Source organism: Shewanella sp. MF05913 (assembly GCF_059758095.1).
Window position 1 is genome coordinate 1 of sequence record NZ_JCAYNT010000020.1, and the last position, 20,103, is coordinate 20,103.

Consider the following 20,103-nt stretch of genomic DNA (forward strand, 5'->3'; position numbering starts at 1 on the left):
GAGCGTTGACCGTTTCAGTAGGTCAGGGCTGCGTATTCTACGCATTCCCTTTATGGCGTCAAGTGTTTTTTCAAACTTCTTTTTGCCGTTATCTCTGCCACCTCAATGGCTTGATAACACTCACCGGTTTTTGCTTTCGCTGTCTGCCGTGTCAGTGGATGCGCATTATAGGCAGCTTAAGATTTAGTGCAAGCGCTTTTACGTAAAAAAACGATCTTTTTATGATCTTTTATCACTTTGGGTACTTAACTACATGTTACGCACTATTTACCCCCAAAGTTATCCACAATAGCCCGGTTTTGTTGGGATTTAGTCTTACCTATAAATAAAAAAGGCAGCGTATATACGCTGCCTTTTAATTCGTGAAATGGATTATTAACTTAACTTTCCATGGCACTGTTTGTATTTTTGACCTGAACCACATGGACAAGGATCATTACGACCGACTTTTTCACCATCACGAATAACGGTGCGCGGTGTTTCTGGTGCTTGCTCTTCTGATCCCGTTAGTGATTCTGCTGCTGCGTGTTGATAAGCGTGTTGTATTTTTGCTTCTTCATCACGGCGACGCTGTTCCATTTCATCAACATCAGATTGGGCTTGCACCTGAACTTTAGACAGTACGCTGATAACATCATTCTTTAATGATTCGAGCATTTGCTGGAATAATTCAAATGATTCACGCTTGTATTCCTGTTTAGGGTTCTTTTGCGCATAACCACGTAAGTGAATACCTTGGCGTAAATGATCCATTGCGGCTAGATGCTCTTTCCACAATCCATCTAACGTTTGCAGCATTACCGCTTTTTCAAATTGACGCAGCACTTGCGCACCAACCATTTGCTCTTTCGCTTGGTAAGCTTCAGTCCATGAACCTAATATACGCTCACGTAACGTTTCTTCATGTAAGTCTTCTTCTTTATCTAACCATTCTTGAATAGTGAGTTTGAGATTAAATTCATTACTGAGACGTTGCTCTAAACCTTTAACATCCCATAACTCTTCAAGTGACTGTGGTGGGATATACTGGTCGACAATACCGGCAATAACATCTTGTTCGATGTTTTTAATGGTATCTTCAATACTTTCAGCGTCCATTAACTCATTACGTTGTGCGTAGACAACTTGGCGTTGGTCGTTGGCAACATCGTCATATTCAAGAAGTTGCTTACGAATATCAAAGTTACGCGCTTCTACTTTGCGTTGAGCATTTTCAATTGCACGCGATACCCAAGGATGCTCAATAGCCTCACCCTCTTCCATACCAAGCTTTTTCATCATGCCCGACACGCGGTCTGATGCGAAGATGCGCATTAAGCTGTCTTCCATCGATAAGTAGAAACGTGAAGAACCCGCATCACCTTGACGACCCGCACGACCACGTAGCTGGTTATCGATACGGCGTGACTCATGACGCTCTGTACCTAAAATGTGTAAACCACCTGCTGCAAGTACTTCGTCGTGACGTATTTGCCAATCAGCTTTAATTTTAGCTTTTTGTTCTGCAGTTGGATTATCTAGCGCTTCAATTTCCATGTTCCAGTTACCGCCTAATACGATATCTGTTCCACGACCAGCCATGTTAGTTGCAATAGTCACAGCACCTAAACTACCGGCTTGGGCAACAATCTCAGCTTCTTTCTCATGGAATTTAGCATTTAGCACGCTATGTGGAATGTTAGCTTTTTTCAATAATGAATTAAGCAATTCTGATTGCTCAATGGACACGGTACCGACTAATACTGGCTGACCACGTTCACGACAACCTTCGATGTCTTTAATAATGGCGGCATATTTCTCTGGTGCAGTCAGATAGACTAAGTCGGCCATATCGTTACGAACCATAGGACGGTTAGTTGGCACCACAACGGTGTCTAATCCATAGATGTGTTGAAATTCGAATGCTTCAGTATCTGCGGTACCTGTCATACCAGCCAGTTTTTCATACTGACGGAAGTAGTTCTGGAAAGTAATAGACGCTAACGTTTGGTTTTCATTTTGGATATTAACACCTTCTTTAGCTTCAACAGCTTGGTGTAATCCTTCTGACCAACGGCGACCAGGCATGGTACGACCGGTATGTTCATCAACAATAATGACTTCATCATCTTGAACAATATAGTCGACATCTTTTTCGAATAATGTATGCGCACGTAATGCGGCATTAACATGATGTAATAAAGAGATGTTAGTGGCTGAGTAAAGTGAATCCCCCTCAGCTAACATGCCTTTTTCGATAAGAAGTAGCTCAACTTTCTCTTGGCCTCGTTCAGTTAAATGAACTTGCTTGCCTTTTTCGTCGATGCTGTAGTCGCCCTCACCAATTTCATCTTCGGTGTCTTCTTTATCTTGGCGAATTAAACTTGGAATTAACAAGTTGATTTTAGCGTATAGCTCTGAGCTATCTTCTGCAGCACCTGAAATAATTAATGGCGTACGAGCTTCATCAATTAAGATTGAATCGACTTCGTCAATCAGTGCGTAATGCAGTGGGCGCTGTACACGTTCTTGTGGTGAAAACGCCATGTTGTCACGAAGGTAATCGAAGCCAAATTCGTTGTTAGTACCATAGGTAATATCAGCGTTATAAGCTTCTTTCTTTTCATGTTGACCTAAACCGGCAACGTTGATGCCTACGGTTAAGCCTAAGAATTCAAATAATGGACGGTTGTTTTCAGCATCACGACGCGCTAAGTAATCGTTTACGGTAATAACGTGAACACCTTTACCTGATATTCCGTTAAGGTATGCAGGTAATGTTGCCGTTAATGTTTTACCTTCACCGGTTCTCATTTCAGCAATACGGTTACTGTCTAATACCATACCGCCAAGTAGCTGTACGTCGAAGGGGCGCATATCGAAAACACGTTTTGACGCTTCACGCACTACCGCGAAAGCTTCAGCCATGATGCCGTCTAGGTTTTCGCCGCCGTCTAAGCGCTGACGAAACTCTTCTGTTTTGGCTCTTAACTCTTCATCAGATAGCTTTTCATAGTCAGCCTCTAATGCGTTAATTTGATTTACGATTTTGCCGAGATTTTTCAGAGTGCGATCGTTGCGACTTCCGAATACTTTTGTCAGTAGTTTGCCTAACATCTTAATCACTTATCTGTTGTAGGTTTGGCTCATTTGAGCGCATTAACCGTTAATATTATTAACTTGCTTTGCGGTAAACGTACTCTTGTGGATCTATTTGTTGCTTACCGCGCAACACTTCGTAATGCACATGGGGGCCGGTTGAACGGCCTGTGCTTCCCATACTGGCAATTTTATCGCCTTTGGCAACCACGTCACCTACGTTTACTGACAGAGATTTATTATGACCATATCGAGTGCGAAGACCATTACCATGATCTATTTCGACTAACTCGCCATACCCAAGCATGCTTCCTGACCATGTTACAACGCCTGCTGCAGTTGCTGTAACATCCGCCCCTTCTTTACCGGCAAAATCAATGCCTTTATGCATTGTTCGTCGGCCGCTAAAAGGGTCATTTCGTAAACCATAGGGCGAAGATAACCAACCTTTATCGATTGGCCGCCCTGATATATAACGCTCTTCATCTATATGGAGATTAGATGCTACTGTTTCAAGTAGGGATAACTGAACATTATTATTATCAATTCTGGATGCCAGCTTACTCATTTCATCGATAAGCTGACTTAATTCGACGCCATTACCTATTTCGCTTAAACCACCGAGTCCAACTTCTGTAGAGAAATCAAATTGATCATCAAGGAGGTTATTTTGCGCAACTTGTTGGCCAAGGGCTTCAAGTCGGGTAATTTTGGCTTGCATTTTCGCCACATGAGCAACAAGTGCTGCTAATTGGGTTTCAGTTGCGGTTTTGAGTTCAATCACTTGTTGCGTTTGCTGTTGACGTAATTGTTTGTTTTCGTCAACTTTAGCTTGTTGGCTAGCAAAGCGGTCAGTGTTGTATTGATATATTCCAGTGCCTGTGGCCATAAGAATAATAGGTAGGAGTAACCACCGTTTGCTGGGTTGCCAACGTGTTACGCCATTTCGACCTTGAATAAAAACTGTTACACTCATAGCCTAATTCAGCCATCTTATTATCATATGAAAAAGCCCCCTCAAGATCTCAGTAATTTAGTCCATTTGTCTGGGAGACTGCCTGAACTTGCCGAGAAAGCAGAACTATTAAATAATCTGAATCAATATGTAAAACAGACATTAAATGGTCCTGTAGCAGAGCAGCTTAAAGTTGCTAATCTCCGCCAGGGTGTTCTTGTTATTGAAACTACATCTGCAGCATGGGCTGCAAGAATAAACTTTCAAAAGCAGAAGCTATTACAACAGCTTCAAATTGACACGCTTCCGATGCTTACCGCTATTGAGGTTAAAGTCAATCCTGGGCTTGCATTAGTTAAGCCACAAGTTAGCACCAATCAAAACGTTATTAGTACCACTGCAGCACAACATATTGAAGCATTGGCGGAACATGTCGATGGTACGCTAGGTGAAAAACTAAAACGGCTGGCTGCATTAGCCAGCCGTAATAGGCAATCTTAACGATTAAGCGTGCGCGAGCGCACCCGGAACCATGAAGCTGACGGGAACATCAGCCTCTTTGTCAAAGCTGACTAACTCCCATGCATCTTGCTGAGCAAGTAATGCACGCACGAGTTGGTTGTTTAACGCATGTCCGGTTTTATAAGCAACAAATTCGCCAACGATGGCATGACCTGCAACATACAAATCACCAAATGCATCGAGAATTTTGTGCTTAACGAATTCGTCTTCATAACGCAGACCATCAGGGTTTAATACACGATATTCGTCAAGTACAACGGCATTTTCCATGCTGCCACCAAGTGCAAGATTATTTGCACGTAGGTATTCAATATCACGCATAAAACCAAATGTTCTGGCACGACTAATGTCTTTAACAAACGCTGAAGTTGAAAAATCCATAATCATGTGTTGTTGACTACGGGCAATTTCTGGATGAGCAAAGTCAATTTTAAAATCAACTCTAAACCCTTTAAAAGGTTTTAGCTCAGCCCATTTATCACCATCTTCAACACGCACGGGTTTGGTAATTTTCAGGTATTTTTTCGGCGCCGCTTGTTCTTTGATGCCTGCACTTTGCAGTAAGAACACAAACGGGCTTGCACTACCATCCATAATCGGGATTTCTGGTGCATCGACTTCGATAATTGCATTATCGATGCCTAAGCCGGCAAGTGCCGCAAACAGATGCTCAATCGTTGATATTCTAATACCAGCATCGTTTACTAAGGCTGTACACATAGTGGTTTCACGCACCATATCGGCCTTGGCTGGAATAGACACAGCTGGGCTTAAATCGGTACGCTTAAGTACAATCCCTGTATTTACTGGTGCGGGCATAATGCATAGAGTCACTTTATTGCCAGAATGCAATCCGACTCCAGTGCTCTTCACCATTTTTTGAACAGTTCTTTGAAAAATCATTCATTAACCCGTAAATATCAATATTAAACAAATAGTTGCAAAAATAGCCTAAGACTATCATGCAGAGCTGGTATGACATGCTACCATAAGTTTGGATTTTCACAAAAAAATCACTGACCCAGTAGCAAATCCGTAAACCGGCTTGCAACATAACCTTTATTACAACAGCGTACTCATTAATCACGCGAAAACATCACGTTTTATCCGAGTTTTAGTCAGCCTGCTTACGTAAGAATGCTGGAATATCAAGATAATCAGCATCAGGACGTTGAGAAGGTTGTTGCTGTGGAACCGCGTTGCCTTTTGGCGCCGCATAGCTAGTTTGAGGAATCACTTCTTCAACAGGCTCTGGACGAGGCTCAATGGCAACTGGCTCTGGACGTGCAACAGGTTTAGACACCAATTGAATGTCTGGCTTTTTCTCTGCGCCAATACCAGTAGCAACAACAGTAACACGTAACTCGTCGCTCATTTCAGGATCAATGACAGCACCAACAACGACAGTCGCATTGTCTGATGCGTAAGCTTTAACGTGGTTACCCACAGTTTCAAGCTCTTCGATTGTAATGTCCATACCTGCGGTAATGTTAACCAGTACGCCGCGCGCACCCGCTAGATCAATATCTTCAAGTAATGGGCTTGCCACTGCAGCTTCTGCAGCTTCTTCAGCGCGATCATCACCACGTGCGACACCGGTGCCCATCATGGCATTACCCATTTCAGACATTACCGTTTTCACATCGGCGAAATCGACGTTGATTAGACCTGGACGAGTAATTAACTCTGCAATACCTTGAACTGCACCAAGTAGTACGTTGTTGGCTGCAGCGAATGCATCAAGCAATGAAGTACCACGGCCAAGCACTTTAAGCAGCTTTTCATTTGGGATCGTAATTAACGAATCCACGTGTTTAGCTAACTCGGCAATGCCCAGTTCTGCATAGGCCATACGCTTTTTACCTTCAAAAGGAAAAGGCTTGGTCACAACAGCAACAGTTAAAATACCTTCTTCGCGCGCAATTTCTGCTACGACAGGTGCGGCACCAGTACCCGTACCACCGCCCATACCGGCTGCGATAAAGATCATATCTGACCCTTTAATGGCCGCACGAATATTTTCGCGATCTTCTTCAGCGGCTTGACGACCCACATCTGGGTTTGCACCAGCACCAAGGCCTTTAGTCACATCACGTCCAAGCTGGATTGTAGAACCCGCGCTTGATTTACGTAATGCTTGCGCATCTGTATTTGTGACGATAAATTCAACACCTTCGATGCTGTGTTTTACCATATGTTCGACAGCGTTTCCGCCGCCACCACCGACGCCGATGACCTTAATCACCGCTTCGTCTGAATGAGTGTCCATGATCTCAAACATTGTCTGATCTCCGTATGTCTGCGTTATTAAAATTCACCTTTAAACCAACTTTTGACCCGATTCAAAAAGCTGGTAACCCCTTGACGCTCTGGTCGCTCGAACTGACGTTCGATGACTCGCCTAGCGCCATAATGAAGCAAGCCTATTCCTGTTGAGTAAATAGGCTGATCCACATATTCGTATAACCCTTTTACAGGCAACGGTGATGCCACACGAACTGGCATACCAAATGTTGCCTCGGCAATGTCAACTGCACCTGATATTGAGGACGTGCCTCCGGTGAGTACAATACCTGCTGCAATTTGGTCTTCTAACCCACTGTCTTGCAGCTGCTTAAGCACGAGCTCAAACAATTCTTGATATCTTGGCTCAACCACTTCAGCCAATGTATGCCTGGACATGCTGCGCGAAGGGCGACCGCCTACTGACGGTACTTCAATGCTATCTTCGCGACTTACCGTTGAACTTCTTGCGCTAGCAAATTGCACTTTAATTTGCTCGGCATGAGTTAACGGTGTTCTAAAAATTTTAGCGATATCACTGGTCACTTGATTACCCGCTACTGGGATAACCGCACAATGACGTAATGCGCCGTTGGTATATACAGCAATATCGGTCGTTCCACCACCAATATCGACGATACATACGCCTAAATCTTTCTCGTCGTTAGTCAGTACAGAGTCTGCTGACGCAATCCCTGAAAACACTAAGTCGTCGACTTTTAACCCACAACGTTCAACACTTTTGGTTATGTTTTTGGCCATATCATTGGCGCATGTCACGATGTGCGCTTTGGCTTCCATACGCATGCCAGACATACCGATAGGGCTTTTAATGCCATCTTGAACGTCGATTGAATACTCTTGCGGTAACACATGCAAAATACGGCGCTCTGTCGGTATTTTTACTGAGCGAGCGGTATGAATGACATTATCAACATCTTCTTGAGTCACTTCTTCGTCGTTAATTGACACCATGCCGTTTTCGTTTTGACAAGCAATGTGCTTACCCGAAATGCTTAAATACACTGACGACACTTGGCAATCAGCCATTAACTCAGCCTGATCTAATGCACGTTGCACACTGCGTACTATAGAGTCGAGATCGTTAACACCGCCCTTGTCCATACCACGTGAAGGATGGTTACCTAAACCAATGACACTAATCTCACCATCAGGTAATACTTCACCAATGATCACTGCGACCTTGGATGTCCCTATATCTAGCCCCACGATGAGGTTTCTTTCCTGATTTTTGGTCATTTATTGTCGACTCTCTGTTTTGAATCACCCCAGCCTACTGCAAACCCGGTATCGTAACGTAAATCAACGGTTGCAACTGGTTTATCACTTTGCTTCAACGTCGGATACACATTAATAAAGCGTTGTATCCGTGACATTTTATCTTCTCGCCCGAGCTCAATTTCAATCCCGTTGGCTAATACTGCATGCCAAGCATGACGAGGACTTAAACGTAAATTGACTAAGGTGAAGCCATTTATTGTTAGTAAATCATTTAATTGCTGAAAACTGGTTAACACCTCTTGCTCAGTTCCTTCTGGGCCTGATAAGAGTGGTAAACTGGTGTGTTCTGCATGCGCAAGCGCTTCAAAAACCTCACCATTTACATTCAACCACGCGGTGTTATTCCAATGTGCCACTGCTTGTTGCTCTTGCAGAGTCACTTTAAATTTTGCCGGCCACTCTCGTCTTACTGAAGCATGATAAACCCACGGTAAGGCTTCTAATGCTTTTTGCACATCAAGTACATCTGCGCTAAAAAAACTATTTTGCATTAACGATTGCAGCGCATTTTTAATCTCGTCATCGGTGGTGTAGAGCCTCTCACCTTTAACGGCTACCGCCTCAATGGGCAGAGCATCTGCATCATTAAGCAGATTATGAAGCTGTATTCCACCCCAAACAACTGTGCCAAGCACACATAGTAAAAACAGTACGCCAGTGCAAAAATACCAATTTACACGTGCTAGATTCTGTTTTAATTGGCGCCCTTTATCGCTCCACGACACCTTAAATCCGCCTCTGACGTTGTTCCGGGGTTAGCCCCAAAAGATCGGCCATTATATCGACCAATCCTTTAGGATTAAAGCTCGATTTTTCAACACAACAATTGATGAAAAATCAATCATTTCCTTGTTCTTCTTGCTGAGCTTTAAAGCCTAATTCGCTAAGGGCTAATTCTTTCGATAACGCCCCGATATTACCTGCACCTTGAGTAAAAAATAAATCACCATCCTGTAATACATCTGGCAAGACAGCGGCTAATTGATCTGGGCTGGCAACAAAAATAGGATCAATTTGCCCACGCAAACGAATTGAACGACACAGCGCTCGTCCATCGGCACCAGGAATAGGTGCTTCACCTGCGGCATAAACATCAAGTAGCAGTAAACAATCGACTTGCGACAATACATCAACAAAGTCTTCATATAAATCACGTGTACGACTATAACGATGCGGTTGATACGCCATAACGAGGCGTTTATCTGGCCAACCTGCACGCGCAGCTTTAATCGTTGCCAGCACTTCACTTGGATGATGACCATAATCGTCGACCAACATGACATTACCGTTAGGAGTCGCAAATTCACCTAGGTGCTGGAAACGGCGACCAATGCCTTCAAATTCTGCTAACGCTTGTACAATCGAGTTATCATCTATGTCGTCTTCACTTGCTACCGCTATCGCGGCTAAAGCATTCAATACGTTATGCTGCCCAGGTAGATTTAAGACAATGTCTAAATCATCCTTATTGTGGCGTTTCACAGTGAAGCTTGATTGATGGCCGTTTTGCGCAAAATTAATCGCTTGCACATCGGCATCTTCACTAAAGCCATAAGTCACTACCTGGCGACCAATACGCGGCATAATTTCACGGATGACATCGTCGTCAATACACATAACGGCAACACCATAAAACGGCAAGTTATGTAAAAAATCGACAAAGGTGGTTTTTAACTTTTCAAAGTCGCCACCATAAGTATCCATGTGATCCGCTTCGATATTGGTGATCACACTGACCATTGGCTGCAAGTGCAAAAAGCTTGCATCGCTTTCATCCGCTTCAGCAATCAGATAACGGCTTTTGCCTAAACGTGCATTCGTGCCTGCGCTGTTTAACAGTCCACCAATCACAAATGTTGGATCACGCTCTGCCTGACCATACACACTGGCAATTAAACTGGTTGTTGTGGTTTTACCGTGAGTGCCAGCAATAGCCACACCATGACGATAACGCATCAACTCTGCTAACATTTCAGCACGGCGAACAATCGGAATACGTAATTCTTTTGCTGCAATAATCTCAGGGTTTTGCGGGTTAATTGCGGTAGACACCACCACCACATCAACTTGCTCAACACTTTGGGCCTGATGGCCAATAATGATTTTTGCACCCAAGCTTTGTAGGCGTTCTGTTACGCTATTAACCGCAATATCAGAACCACTGATTTGATAGCCTTCATTGACTAACACTTCGGCAATACCACCCATGCCAGCACCACCGATGCCAACAAAATGAATGCGCTTGATCCGTCTCATTTCAGGGATCATGCTACGAAGTTGTGCGTATCTTTCTGTCTTTGTCATTTCAACCCTTTGTTGCTACTGAGGCACAAATATCTGCTACTCGTTGAGTGGCATCTAACACTGCAACGCCTCGTGCTTTTCGGCCCATTTGGGCGAGTTCTTCTCTATGTTCAGCAAACAACTGCAATTTTTCAGCAAGGTTGTCAGCATTTAAAATCGTTTGCGGTAATAAAAAGCCTGCACCAGCATCAACCAACACTGACGCATTTACGGTTTGATGATCGTCTACTGCATGTGGATAAGGCACCAAAATACTTGGGAGCCCTACTGCGGCGAGTTCAGATACGGTTAACGCACCTGAGCGACAAACAACCACATCTGTCCAACGATAAGCGGCTTCCATATCATCAATAAATTCAGCCACATTAACCGTGTCTAGCTGGCCTAATTGCTGATAACTGGCTTTAACTGCAGTGTGGTTATTTTTACCCACTTGGTGCCATACCGTAATAGAGTGATGTTTGCTTAAATGAGCTACCACTGCAGGCATCACATCATTGAGCACTTTGGCACCTAAACTGCCACCGACCACTAAAATGCGTAACGCATCGACTTGCGGCTTTTTGGTTTGTTCGCCTAATGCGATAAGCTCTTGGCGAATAGGATTACCAACAACTTCCACATTCGCGACGTTATTGCCAAAGGTATTGGGAAACGCGCACAATACCTTTTTAGCAATTTTAGACAGCAATTTATTGGTCATTCCGGGGATGGCATTTTGCTCGTGCAAAACGACTGGTACACCCGATAACTTACCCGCTACACCTCCAGGGCCGCTGGCAAATCCACCCATGCCTAAAATGACATTCGGTTTAAAATCATCTATCACGGCTTTAGCTTGAATAATCGAACGCACTATTTTAAATGGTGCGGCTAATTTTCGAATAAGGCCATTGCCGCGAACACCTTTAATATCAATAAACTCAATATCAAAGCCGTGCTGAGGCACTAAACGCGCCTCCATTCGGTCAGCCGTGCCTAACCAACGCACTTGCCAGCCTTTTTCAGCCAAATATTTCGCCACTGCCAGAGCAGGAAATACATGCCCGCCAGTGCCGCCTGCCATCACCAAAATACGTGGAGAACGACTCACATTGCTATTCATTAACTTGTTCTCCCTTGGACGGCTTGCACCAAACTCAGCCGGCGCTCGTAATCAATTCTGACCAGTAACATCACCGCCGCGGTCATGACCCATAAACTACTGCCGCCATAACTAATAAAGGGAAGTGTTAACCCTTTAGTTGGCAGCATACCAATACTGGCGCCCACGTTAACGACTGTTTGGAAACACACCCAAATCCCGACGCCGTATGCCACGTAGCTTTCAAATGGACGCTGCATCTTTAAACACAAGTTGCCTAATCTAATCGCACGGATAGCCACAAAAAATAACGCCAGCAATACCATAATGATGCCAACAAAACCTAACTCTTCACCTATCACTGCAAAAATAAAGTCGGTATGTGCCTCAGGTAAATAAGCTAACTTCTGAATACTGTTACCTAAACCTTGGCCAAACCAATCACCACGGCCATATGCCATTAATGATTGTGTTAACTGATAACCACTGCCAAATGGGTCTTCCCATGGGTCCATAAACGAGGTTACTCGTCGCATACGGTATGGCTCAAACAATACCAGCAGCACAAATGTGATGACCCCCAACAAAATCAACGCCATAAAGTCGATGATTCTGGCGCCGGCTAAAAACAATAAACTTACCGTACACACGAACAATACCACCACAGTACCCAAGTCAGGCTGCAATAGAATTAACAATGCAAATAAACCGTATACACCAATAGGCTTAATAAAGCCTTTGCGGTTTTCGCGTAACTCACCATGACGCCTAACCAAATAGCCTGCCATGTAAACAATAAAAACAAACTTGGCCATTTCAGCGACTTGAATACGTATTGGCCCAATAGACAACCAGCGCCTTGCGCCGTTTACCGAGGTACCAATAAACAATACGGCAATGAGCAATACCAGTACGCCTAGCATCAACATGCCACTGTTTTTTTCCCAGTAGCTAACCTCAAACTTCAACACAAAAAACGCAATCACCACACAGCCAACTAAATACAGCACGTGGCGATACATAAAATAAAATGGATCGCCAGTTAGCTTTGTGGCTTCCGGCATAGAAGCCGACATGACCATGACAAAACCAAAACACATCAAGCCAATAATCGCCACTAAAAAACTACGATCATACAGCGGCATTCCCGGTGCACTGTTGTCAGACAACAATGACGGTAAAGCCCAATTCAAGCCTTGTTTAAACAAGCTGAGTTGTTGCTCGTTACTCGCCATCGGGTAACGACTCCACACATTGCTTAAAGTCATCGCCACGAGCCATAAAGCTCTTATACATATCTAAACTGGCACAGGCAGGCGACAGTAAAACGATATCACCAGACGATGCTAATTCTGCCGCTTTGGCTACCGCTTCTGCCATGCTATTAACGGCTATTGAGTCTGCTTTTAACTTGGCAATTTTAGGTCCATCACGGCCTAACGTAATCAGCTGAGTAATGTTAGCCAGCGGTTCAGTAAGCGGACTGAAATCACTGCCTTTACCGTCACCGCCCGCAATTAAATATAAATCACCCAGGTGCGAATTTAACCCTTCTAATGCAGCAACGGTTGCACCTACGTTTGTGGCTTTTGAGTCGTTAATATACGACACACCTTGTTTGACACCGATCAATTCACAGCGATGACTTAAACCAACAAAATGCTTCGCGACATCAACCATCGACTCTTTATCGACACCACAAGCATACGCCAGTGACATTGCCGCAAGTAAGTTGGCGTGGTTGTGGCTACCAATCAATGACACTTCATTTAAGTTAACAATCTCACTGTCGCCATGGAAAATCTTGCCATCACTTAATCCCCAAGCATCGCCTTCTGGTACGCCAAGGCAAAAATGATTTTGGTTCATTGGCTCTAATGGATACGTGAGCTCATCATCGAGGTTATACATCACAAATCGACTTTGTGGGTATAAACGTAATTTGGCTTCGCGATACGAGTTCAAGTCACTGTAGCGATCCATATGATCTTCGCTAATGTTTAAACAGGTCGCAGCAATACAATTTAACGAATGCGTGGTTTCCAACTGAAAACTCGACAATTCAAGCACATAAAACTCAGCATCTTCGCTGAGTAAATCCAATGCAGGCGTGCCGATATTGCCGCCAATGGCGACAGACATACCGGCTTTTTGCAGCATTTCGTAAACCAATGTGGTCACGGTAGATTTACCGTTTGAGCCGGTAATACCAACAACACAAGGTTTACGATCGGCAATTTCACGAGCAAATAACTCTACGTCGCCAATGACTTCAATACCCATGTCCAGTGCAGCACGCACTTCAGGGGTATCAATAGGTACACCAGGGCTGATAATGATCTGACTCGATTGCACTAAGTAGCGACAATCAAACCCACCCTTTATTAATTCAATATCTGCAAATTCTTGTGCCAGTGTCTCTGCCCCTGGAGGATTACGACGACTGTCCATCACTAAGGGCTTAATGCCCTTAGTTGCTAAAAAACGCACGACTGAAAGCCCTGTAGCTCCCAAGCCTAAAACAATGTGCGTGTACTTAGATTGCATAATATCTACCTTAATGATTGCTTAGCGTAGTTTTAGAGTCGCAAGACCCAATAACACTAAAAACAATGAGATAATCCAAAAGCGCACAATAACCCGTGGCTCTGGCCATCCTTTTAACTCATAGTGATGATGAATAGGCGCCATACGGAAAATACGCTGACCGCGCAACTTGTACGAACCTACCTGTAAGATCACCGACACGGTTTCCATTACAAATACGCCGCCCATAATTACCAACAAAATCTCTTGGCGAACCAGAATAGCAATAACACCTAATGCTGCCCCTAATGCCAATGACCCAACATCACCCATAAAGACTTGTGCTGGGTAAGTGTTAAACCACAAAAAGCCTAAGCCAGCACCGACCATTGCGGTACACACAATCACCAGTTCACCGGCTAGAGGTAAATGCGGTAAATGTAAATAACTGGCAAATTGTGCATGACCAGACAAGTAAGCAATTAACGCAAATGCTGCCGCAACCATAACCGTTGGCATAATCGCCAAGCCATCTAAACCATCGGTTAAGTTCACGGCATTACTCGCACCCACAATGGTGAAGTAAGCCAATACAATAAACATCAACCCAAGTTGTGGCATCACGTCTTTAAAAAACGGCACCACTAATTGTGTTTCGCCATTCATGGTCGAAGAGCTGTATAAAAACACGGCCACGATGATTGCTGCAATTGATTGCAGTGCATATTTCCAACGAGCAATAAGGCCTTTAGAGTCCTTTTTAACCACTTTGCGGTAATCGTCAATAAAGCCAATCGCGCCAAAACTGCCTAACACAAACAGCGTGACTAATACGTAGCGATTCGATAAATCACCCCATAGCAACACACTGATAAAAATACCTGCAAGGATCAGAATTCCACCCATTGTCGGGGTGCCACGTTTGCTGAAATGCGATTCTGGACCGTCATCACGTACAACCTGACCAATTTGCAGCATTTGCAGACGCTTAATTAAAATCGGTCCCCACCACAAACTAAACACCAATGCAGTCAACAAGCCTAAAATAGCCCGGAACGTTACATATGAAAAAACGTTAAACCCGCTATAAAATTGGGTTAAATACTCGGCTAGATAAACCAGCATCTACACTAACTCCCCACGCCCATAGGCATTCAATAAACTGTCGACAACCCGCTCCATAGCAGCGCTGCGAGAACCTTTAACTAAAATAGTCACATTGCCTTCAACATCTTTGAGGTGTTGTTGTAATGCGACAATCAATTTGTCTTGTGCGGAAAAATGCTCGCTACCAAATGCCTCACTGGTATGGCCCGAAAGTTGGCCGCAACAGAATAACCCCTCTATTGCTGCATTTTTCGCCTGCAATCCAACGCTGGCGTGCAAAGGGGCAGCATTGTCGCCTAATTCGCCCAAATCTCCCAGCACTAAACAACGATAACCATCACGTTGTTGCAACCAATTGATTGCAGCACTGACTGAAGTGGGATTTGCGTTATAACTGTCATCAATTAACAGCATGCGCCCGAGCTTATGCGGTTGCATACGCCCTTTTACCGGTTGCAATAATACAAACCCTTGCGCGATAACCGATAACGGAATATTGAGTGCTAGACACATAGACGCGGCAGCAAGTGCATTACTCACTTGGTGTAATCCTGCCAGAGGCAATTGCACCGCGATTTGCTGACCATTGAAGGTCAACATAAACTGGCAACAGCCATTTTCGTCAGCTTCAATATCGATAGCTTTAACGTCTGCATCAACGTCTGCCTGACACGAAAAACGCAACTGCTTGTGGCCTTGCGAGCGTTGCAGCATATAAGGGGCATATTTATCATCAGCATTAATAATCGCAGTGCCGTTGTTAGCCAGATGATTAAAAATTTCTGATTTGGCTTCGGCCACCCCCTCAAGCGAACCAAAGCCTTCTAGATGTGCACTGCCAATATTATTCACTAATGCCACTTGCGGTTGCACTAATGAAGAGGTGTAATCTATTTCACCACGATGATTGGCACCTAACTCAAACACGCCATATTCATCGCCTTGAGTTAAACGCAGCAGTGTTAACGGTACGCCGATTTCATTATTGAAATTACCTGCGGTAAATAACACTTGGTGTTGTTGCGATAAAATAGTGGCAACCATTTCTTTCACGCTGGTTTTACCGTTAGAACCCGTCAACGCTATGCTGATTGGGTTAACGTGTTGACGCACAAGCGCGCCAATATTGCCCATGGCTTTTTGAGTATCGGCAACCACAATTTGCGCAACATCAAACGGCAGAACATGATCAACCAACAATGCCGCTGCGCCATTATCGATGGCCGTTTTGGCAAAATCATGACCATCGAAACGCTCACCTTTTAACGCAACAAATAAACACCTTGCTTCAATTTTGCGACTATCGGTACTTACCGCTGAGATAGCTTGATCTTTACCGTGCAATTGACCTTGTAAGTGCTCAGCGAGTTGAGCAAGCGATAAACTAATCATAATGCGTCCTTAGACAAAGCAAGTGCTAAAGCGCGTTCATCATAATCGATGCGTTGACCTGCAACTTCTTGATAGGTTTCATGCCCTTTACCTGCAAGCAATACAATGTCATCTGCTTGTGCTAATGCTGCAACACGAGTAATAGCCTCAATACGATCAACATGTGTTAGCACATTATTGGGTTGGCTGATGCCTTGTAAAATATCGTTGATAATGGTTTGTGGATCTTCGCTGCGCGCATTGTCGCTAGTGATCATCACTTTGTCTGCATATTGCTCAGCGGCTTGCGCCATTAATGGTCGTTTACCTTTGTCGCGATCACCGCCGCAACCAAACACACACCACAAGGTACCTTGGCAGTGCACGCGCAATGCTTTTAGTGCTTGCTCAATGGCATCTGGCGTATGCGCATAATCAACCACTAGAGTGGCTTTATTCGCAGCAGAAAAACGCTCCATTCTACCGGCTACGGGCACCAAATTTGGCATCACCGCGAGCATGGCGGTCATCGACATGCCTTGCAAATACAGAGCTGCAATGGCTGCGACTACATTTGATAAATTAAATGCGCCCAGTAATGGTGATTCAATGTGGGCCGACAAGCTACTCTGGCCATTTAATGCAGGGTAATGCAACACAGCGCTCACACCTGCATCATGGTATTGCACCTCGGTACAATAAAAGTCGGCACTGGCATCACCTTGAGTGCTGAACGACTTAATCTGACGATTAGCGAGCTCAGCAAACCACTTGGTACCTGTGGCGTCATCAATGTTAATCACACCGTGTTTTAAGCTAGGGAAATGAAATAAGCGTTTTTTAGCAGCAGCATAAGCATCCATATCACCATGATAATCAAGATGATCGCGGCTTAAATTAGTAAAAATAGCCGTTTCGAAGGGGGCGGCCTCTACACGGCCTTGCACTAAACCATGGCTAGACACTTCCATGGCGCACACTTTCACTCCTTGAGCATTAAACTCGGCTAATTGCTTCATGACGGTAATGGCATCAGCCGTTGTATTACCGCTGTCGACTAATTGTCCCCAAATGCCATTACCTAACGTACCCATAACGGCCGCTGGGTGTCCGAGCAAATTCACGATTTGTGCAATGATTTGGCTAACAGAGGTTTTGCCGTTAGTGCCCGTTACGCCAATTAATGCTAATGAATGGGTATGAGTTGCATAGAATTGGGCAGCAACGGCAGACAACTGTCGCGACAGTTGGAAAAAATACACCAACGGAACTTGGTATTGCTGTAAATCGACTAAGCCGTGCTGATCAGGATTATCAGTATGAATCAATATTGCAGCAGCGCCGGCATCGATAGCTTGTGAAATATACTCGCGACCATCGACTTTATAACCAGGTAGAGCAACAAATAATCCACCTTGGCTGACACTGCGGCTGTCTAGTGTTAAGCCATTAATCGACTCTGAGCCAGCATAATGAAACCACGGTGCTAATAAATCATTTAATAACATCATGCTGCGCTCCTTGCGCAGTGGCTAAATGGATAGCCTCTCGCTCTGAAATTGGCTCAACATTCAGCATTTGCAATGCCCCGGACATAATTTTGGCAAAAGCAGGCCCTGCGACATCACCGCCATAATATTTGTCACCTTTCGGTTCATTAATCACCACTGAAATCGCTAATCGAGGTTTGTGAACAGGTGCGACACCGGCAAATAAGCCAACATAATCATCACCATAACCTCCTGCAACGGCTTTACGGCTGGTACCGGTTTTACCCGCCACCGGATAACCGTCAATATGAGCCTGTCTCGCGGTGCCGCCCAGTTCGGTCACGCCCACAAGCATTTGCATGACATCTTTAGCCACTTGAGTAGAAATAACTTGCTCGCCTTTAGGGGCTTGCTTGAGTTTTAAAATCGAAACGGGATACAACACACCGCCGCTGCCTAACGTGGCGTACATACGCGCAATTTGCAGAGGCGTCGCGGTAAAGCCATAACCAAAGGATAAGGTGGCGCGTTCAAAGTCAGACCAGCGGTTACGGTCATGAATAAGCCCAGCACTTTCGCCAGTTAAATTGATGCCAGAATAATTACCCAGCCCCATTGACTGATAAGTGCCCAATAACTGTTGCACCGGCATAGACAATGCCAACTTACTGATGCCAACGTTACTTGATTTAACAAGGATTTTTGCCAGCGACATTTCGCCGTAGTTGTTAGAATCGCGCACTTGACGACCACCAATACGCATCCAACCTGGCGAGGTTTGGATAAGCTCATTTGCCTTGACGGTGCCAGCTTCTAATGCCGCTGCAACCACAAACGGTTTGACGGTAGATCCAGGCTCAAAGGTGTCGGTTAATGCGCGATTACGCATACGGTGAGTCTGTAAGTTATCGCGAGAATTAGGATTATAAGAGGGAGTATTTGCCATTGCTAACACTTCACCGGTGAGCACGTCTATCACCACAACGGAGCCCGATGTTGCTTGGTACATCTCGGTGGCACGCTTGAGTTCACGATAGGCCAATTGCTGAATACGTTGGTCAATGCTTAATACAAGGTCGTTCGAGCTTTCACCCTCCTGCACCATATCTAAACGTTCAACCACACTACCGTCGCGCGACTTACGCACTTTTTGCTTTGAGGGTGTACCAGTAAGCCAGGTGTTGTAGGTATTTTCGATACCTTCAATACCCACGTCATCGATATTAGTAATACCGATTAACTGGGCTGCTATTTCACCACTTGGATAATAACGACGCGATTCTGACTTAAGATAAATCCCGCCAATTTTGAGCTGTTGGATGTAATCAGCTACGGCTGGAGTCACTTGGCGTTTTAAGTAAACGAAACGTTTTTTCGGGTTACCTTTTACTTTACGAACCAATTCATCGACAGGCTCTTGCAATACATCCGCTAGCGCTTGCCAACGACGCATGTCTTTAAATGCATTTTGATCGTGAGCATGCTTAGGATCAGCCCACACCGCACGTACTGGAACACTGACTGCGAGCATATCGCCGTTACGATCGGTAATTAATCCACGTTGAACTTGATTACTGGTGGTACGCAAGGTGCGCATGTCACTTTCGTGCCGCAGTTTGTCAGGCTCAATAATTTGAATATAAGCTGCACGTGCAATCAGGCTGCAAAATAATAGCAAAACAAACCCCACCACAACGTATAAACGCCATGGGATCAGTTCGTGATTTAATTTTCGTTTTGCTTGTCTTGCCATAATCCCTATGCTCACTGAACTCGAATGATGATTTCTTCTTTTGGAAGCGGCCGCGCCATATTGAGTTCTTTTGTTGCCATTCGCGTCACACGGCTGTGTTCAGACTGCGACTGCTCTTCTAATAATAAGTTGCGCCATTCAATATCTAATCGATCTTGCTCTTGCAGCAAATGATCCCACTGCGATATCAATTGTCGCGTCACATGGCTGGTATACACCACCACAATGCCATTAGAGACGACTAACATCCCCAACAACACAATCCACTTGTGACGCCAAAGATCTTGCAACACAATTCGAGGTAAACTTAATGTCGATTGGCTCACAT

General features: G+C 44.6%; 17 protein-coding genes. 2 read left to right on the forward strand and 15 right to left on the reverse strand.

The window, feature by feature from the left end; genetic code table 11:
• Window positions 1-187, forward strand: a 187-nt coding sequence (locus AC19MV_RS18540; RefSeq protein WP_498309414.1) for a hypothetical protein, incomplete at its 5' end; no start/stop codon positions are given.
• A gap of 188 nt (window positions 188-375) precedes the next feature.
• Here AC19MV_RS18540 and secA read toward each other — a convergent pair.
• Both secA and AC19MV_RS18550 read right to left on the reverse strand, forming a co-directional pair.
• Window positions 376-3,096 (reverse strand): preprotein translocase subunit SecA, encoded by a 2,721-nt coding sequence (secA, locus tag AC19MV_RS18545; RefSeq protein ID WP_432403782.1) that lies wholly within the window; start codon window positions 3,094-3,096, stop codon window positions 376-378.
• Window positions 3,097-3,154: 58 nt separating this feature from the next.
• Window positions 3,155-4,054 carry a M23 family metallopeptidase gene (locus AC19MV_RS18550; protein ID WP_432403780.1) on the reverse strand — a complete coding sequence of 300 codons (900 nt, stop codon included), beginning with the start codon at window positions 4,052-4,054 and terminating at the stop codon, window positions 3,155-3,157.
• A gap of 27 nt (window positions 4,055-4,081) precedes the next feature.
• On the opposite strand from AC19MV_RS18550, the gene AC19MV_RS18555 reads away from it, so the two are divergent.
• Window positions 4,082-4,534: a DUF721 domain-containing protein gene (locus tag AC19MV_RS18555; protein ID WP_188958953.1), complete on the forward strand. Its 453-nt coding sequence runs from the start codon at window positions 4,082-4,084 to the stop codon at window positions 4,532-4,534.
• Between the two features lie 3 nt (window positions 4,535-4,537).
• Here AC19MV_RS18555 and lpxC read toward each other — a convergent pair whose 3' ends face one another.
• The 13 genes from lpxC to ftsL form a co-directional block, all read right to left on the reverse strand.
• A complete protein-coding gene (gene lpxC / locus AC19MV_RS18560; protein WP_432403778.1) occupies window positions 4,538-5,458 on the reverse strand; it encodes a UDP-3-O-acyl-N-acetylglucosamine deacetylase in 921 nt (306 codons plus the stop codon).
• Window positions 5,459-5,669: 211 nt separating this feature from the next.
• Window positions 5,670-6,836: a cell division protein FtsZ gene (gene ftsZ / locus AC19MV_RS18565; protein ID WP_432403775.1), complete on the reverse strand. Its 1,167-nt coding sequence runs from the start codon at window positions 6,834-6,836 to the stop codon at window positions 5,670-5,672.
• A 26-nt stretch (window positions 6,837-6,862) separates the two neighbouring features.
• On the reverse strand, window positions 6,863-8,098 hold the full coding sequence (gene ftsA / locus AC19MV_RS18570) for a cell division protein FtsA (RefSeq protein WP_101088499.1): 1,236 nt from the start codon (window positions 8,096-8,098) through the stop codon (window positions 6,863-6,865).
• Complete coding sequence (locus AC19MV_RS18575) at window positions 8,095-8,865, reverse strand: cell division protein FtsQ/DivIB (protein WP_432403772.1); 771 nt, start codon at window positions 8,863-8,865, stop codon at window positions 8,095-8,097. Before AC19MV_RS18575 ends, ftsA begins: the two co-directional genes overlap by 4 nt.
• Window positions 8,866-8,977: 112 nt before the next feature.
• Window positions 8,978-10,444, reverse strand: a complete 1,467-nt coding sequence (gene murC, locus AC19MV_RS18580; RefSeq protein WP_432403770.1) for a UDP-N-acetylmuramate--L-alanine ligase — start codon at window positions 10,442-10,444, stop codon at window positions 8,978-8,980.
• 1 nt (window position 10,445) lies between these two features.
• Window positions 10,446-11,549 carry an undecaprenyldiphospho-muramoylpentapeptide beta-N-acetylglucosaminyltransferase gene (gene murG, locus AC19MV_RS18585; protein ID WP_432403768.1) on the reverse strand — a complete coding sequence of 368 codons (1,104 nt, stop codon included), beginning with the start codon at window positions 11,547-11,549 and terminating at the stop codon, window positions 10,446-10,448.
• Window positions 11,549-12,763, reverse strand: coding sequence for a cell division protein FtsW (ftsW, locus tag AC19MV_RS18590; RefSeq protein ID WP_498309484.1), 1,215 nt, complete (start codon window positions 12,761-12,763; stop codon window positions 11,549-11,551). The genes murG and ftsW overlap by 1 nt, the downstream gene beginning before the upstream one ends.
• Window positions 12,753-14,075, reverse strand: a complete 1,323-nt coding sequence (gene murD / locus AC19MV_RS18595; protein ID WP_432403766.1) for a UDP-N-acetylmuramoyl-L-alanine--D-glutamate ligase — start codon at window positions 14,073-14,075, stop codon at window positions 12,753-12,755. The genes ftsW and murD overlap by 11 nt, the downstream gene beginning before the upstream one ends.
• Window positions 14,076-14,096: 21 nt before the next feature.
• Window positions 14,097-15,179, reverse strand: a complete 1,083-nt coding sequence (gene mraY / locus AC19MV_RS18600) for a phospho-N-acetylmuramoyl-pentapeptide-transferase (protein ID WP_498299477.1) — start codon at window positions 15,177-15,179, stop codon at window positions 14,097-14,099.
• A complete protein-coding gene (locus AC19MV_RS18605; protein WP_498309416.1) occupies window positions 15,180-16,553 on the reverse strand; it encodes a UDP-N-acetylmuramoyl-tripeptide--D-alanyl-D-alanine ligase in 1,374 nt (457 codons plus the stop codon).
• On the reverse strand, window positions 16,550-18,043 hold the full coding sequence (gene murE / locus AC19MV_RS18610; RefSeq protein ID WP_498309418.1) for a UDP-N-acetylmuramoyl-L-alanyl-D-glutamate--2,6-diaminopimelate ligase: 1,494 nt from the start codon (window positions 18,041-18,043) through the stop codon (window positions 16,550-16,552). Before murE ends, AC19MV_RS18605 begins: the two co-directional genes overlap by 4 nt.
• Entirely contained in the window at window positions 18,027-19,775 is a 1,749-nt protein-coding gene (locus AC19MV_RS18615) for a penicillin-binding transpeptidase domain-containing protein (protein ID WP_432403758.1), read from the reverse strand. Before AC19MV_RS18615 ends, murE begins: the two co-directional genes overlap by 17 nt.
• Window positions 19,776-19,786: 11 nt before the next feature.
• Window positions 19,787-20,101 (reverse strand): cell division protein FtsL, encoded by a 315-nt coding sequence (gene ftsL, locus AC19MV_RS18620; protein WP_432403756.1) that lies wholly within the window; start codon window positions 20,099-20,101, stop codon window positions 19,787-19,789.
• Window positions 20,102-20,103 lie beyond the last annotated feature (2 nt).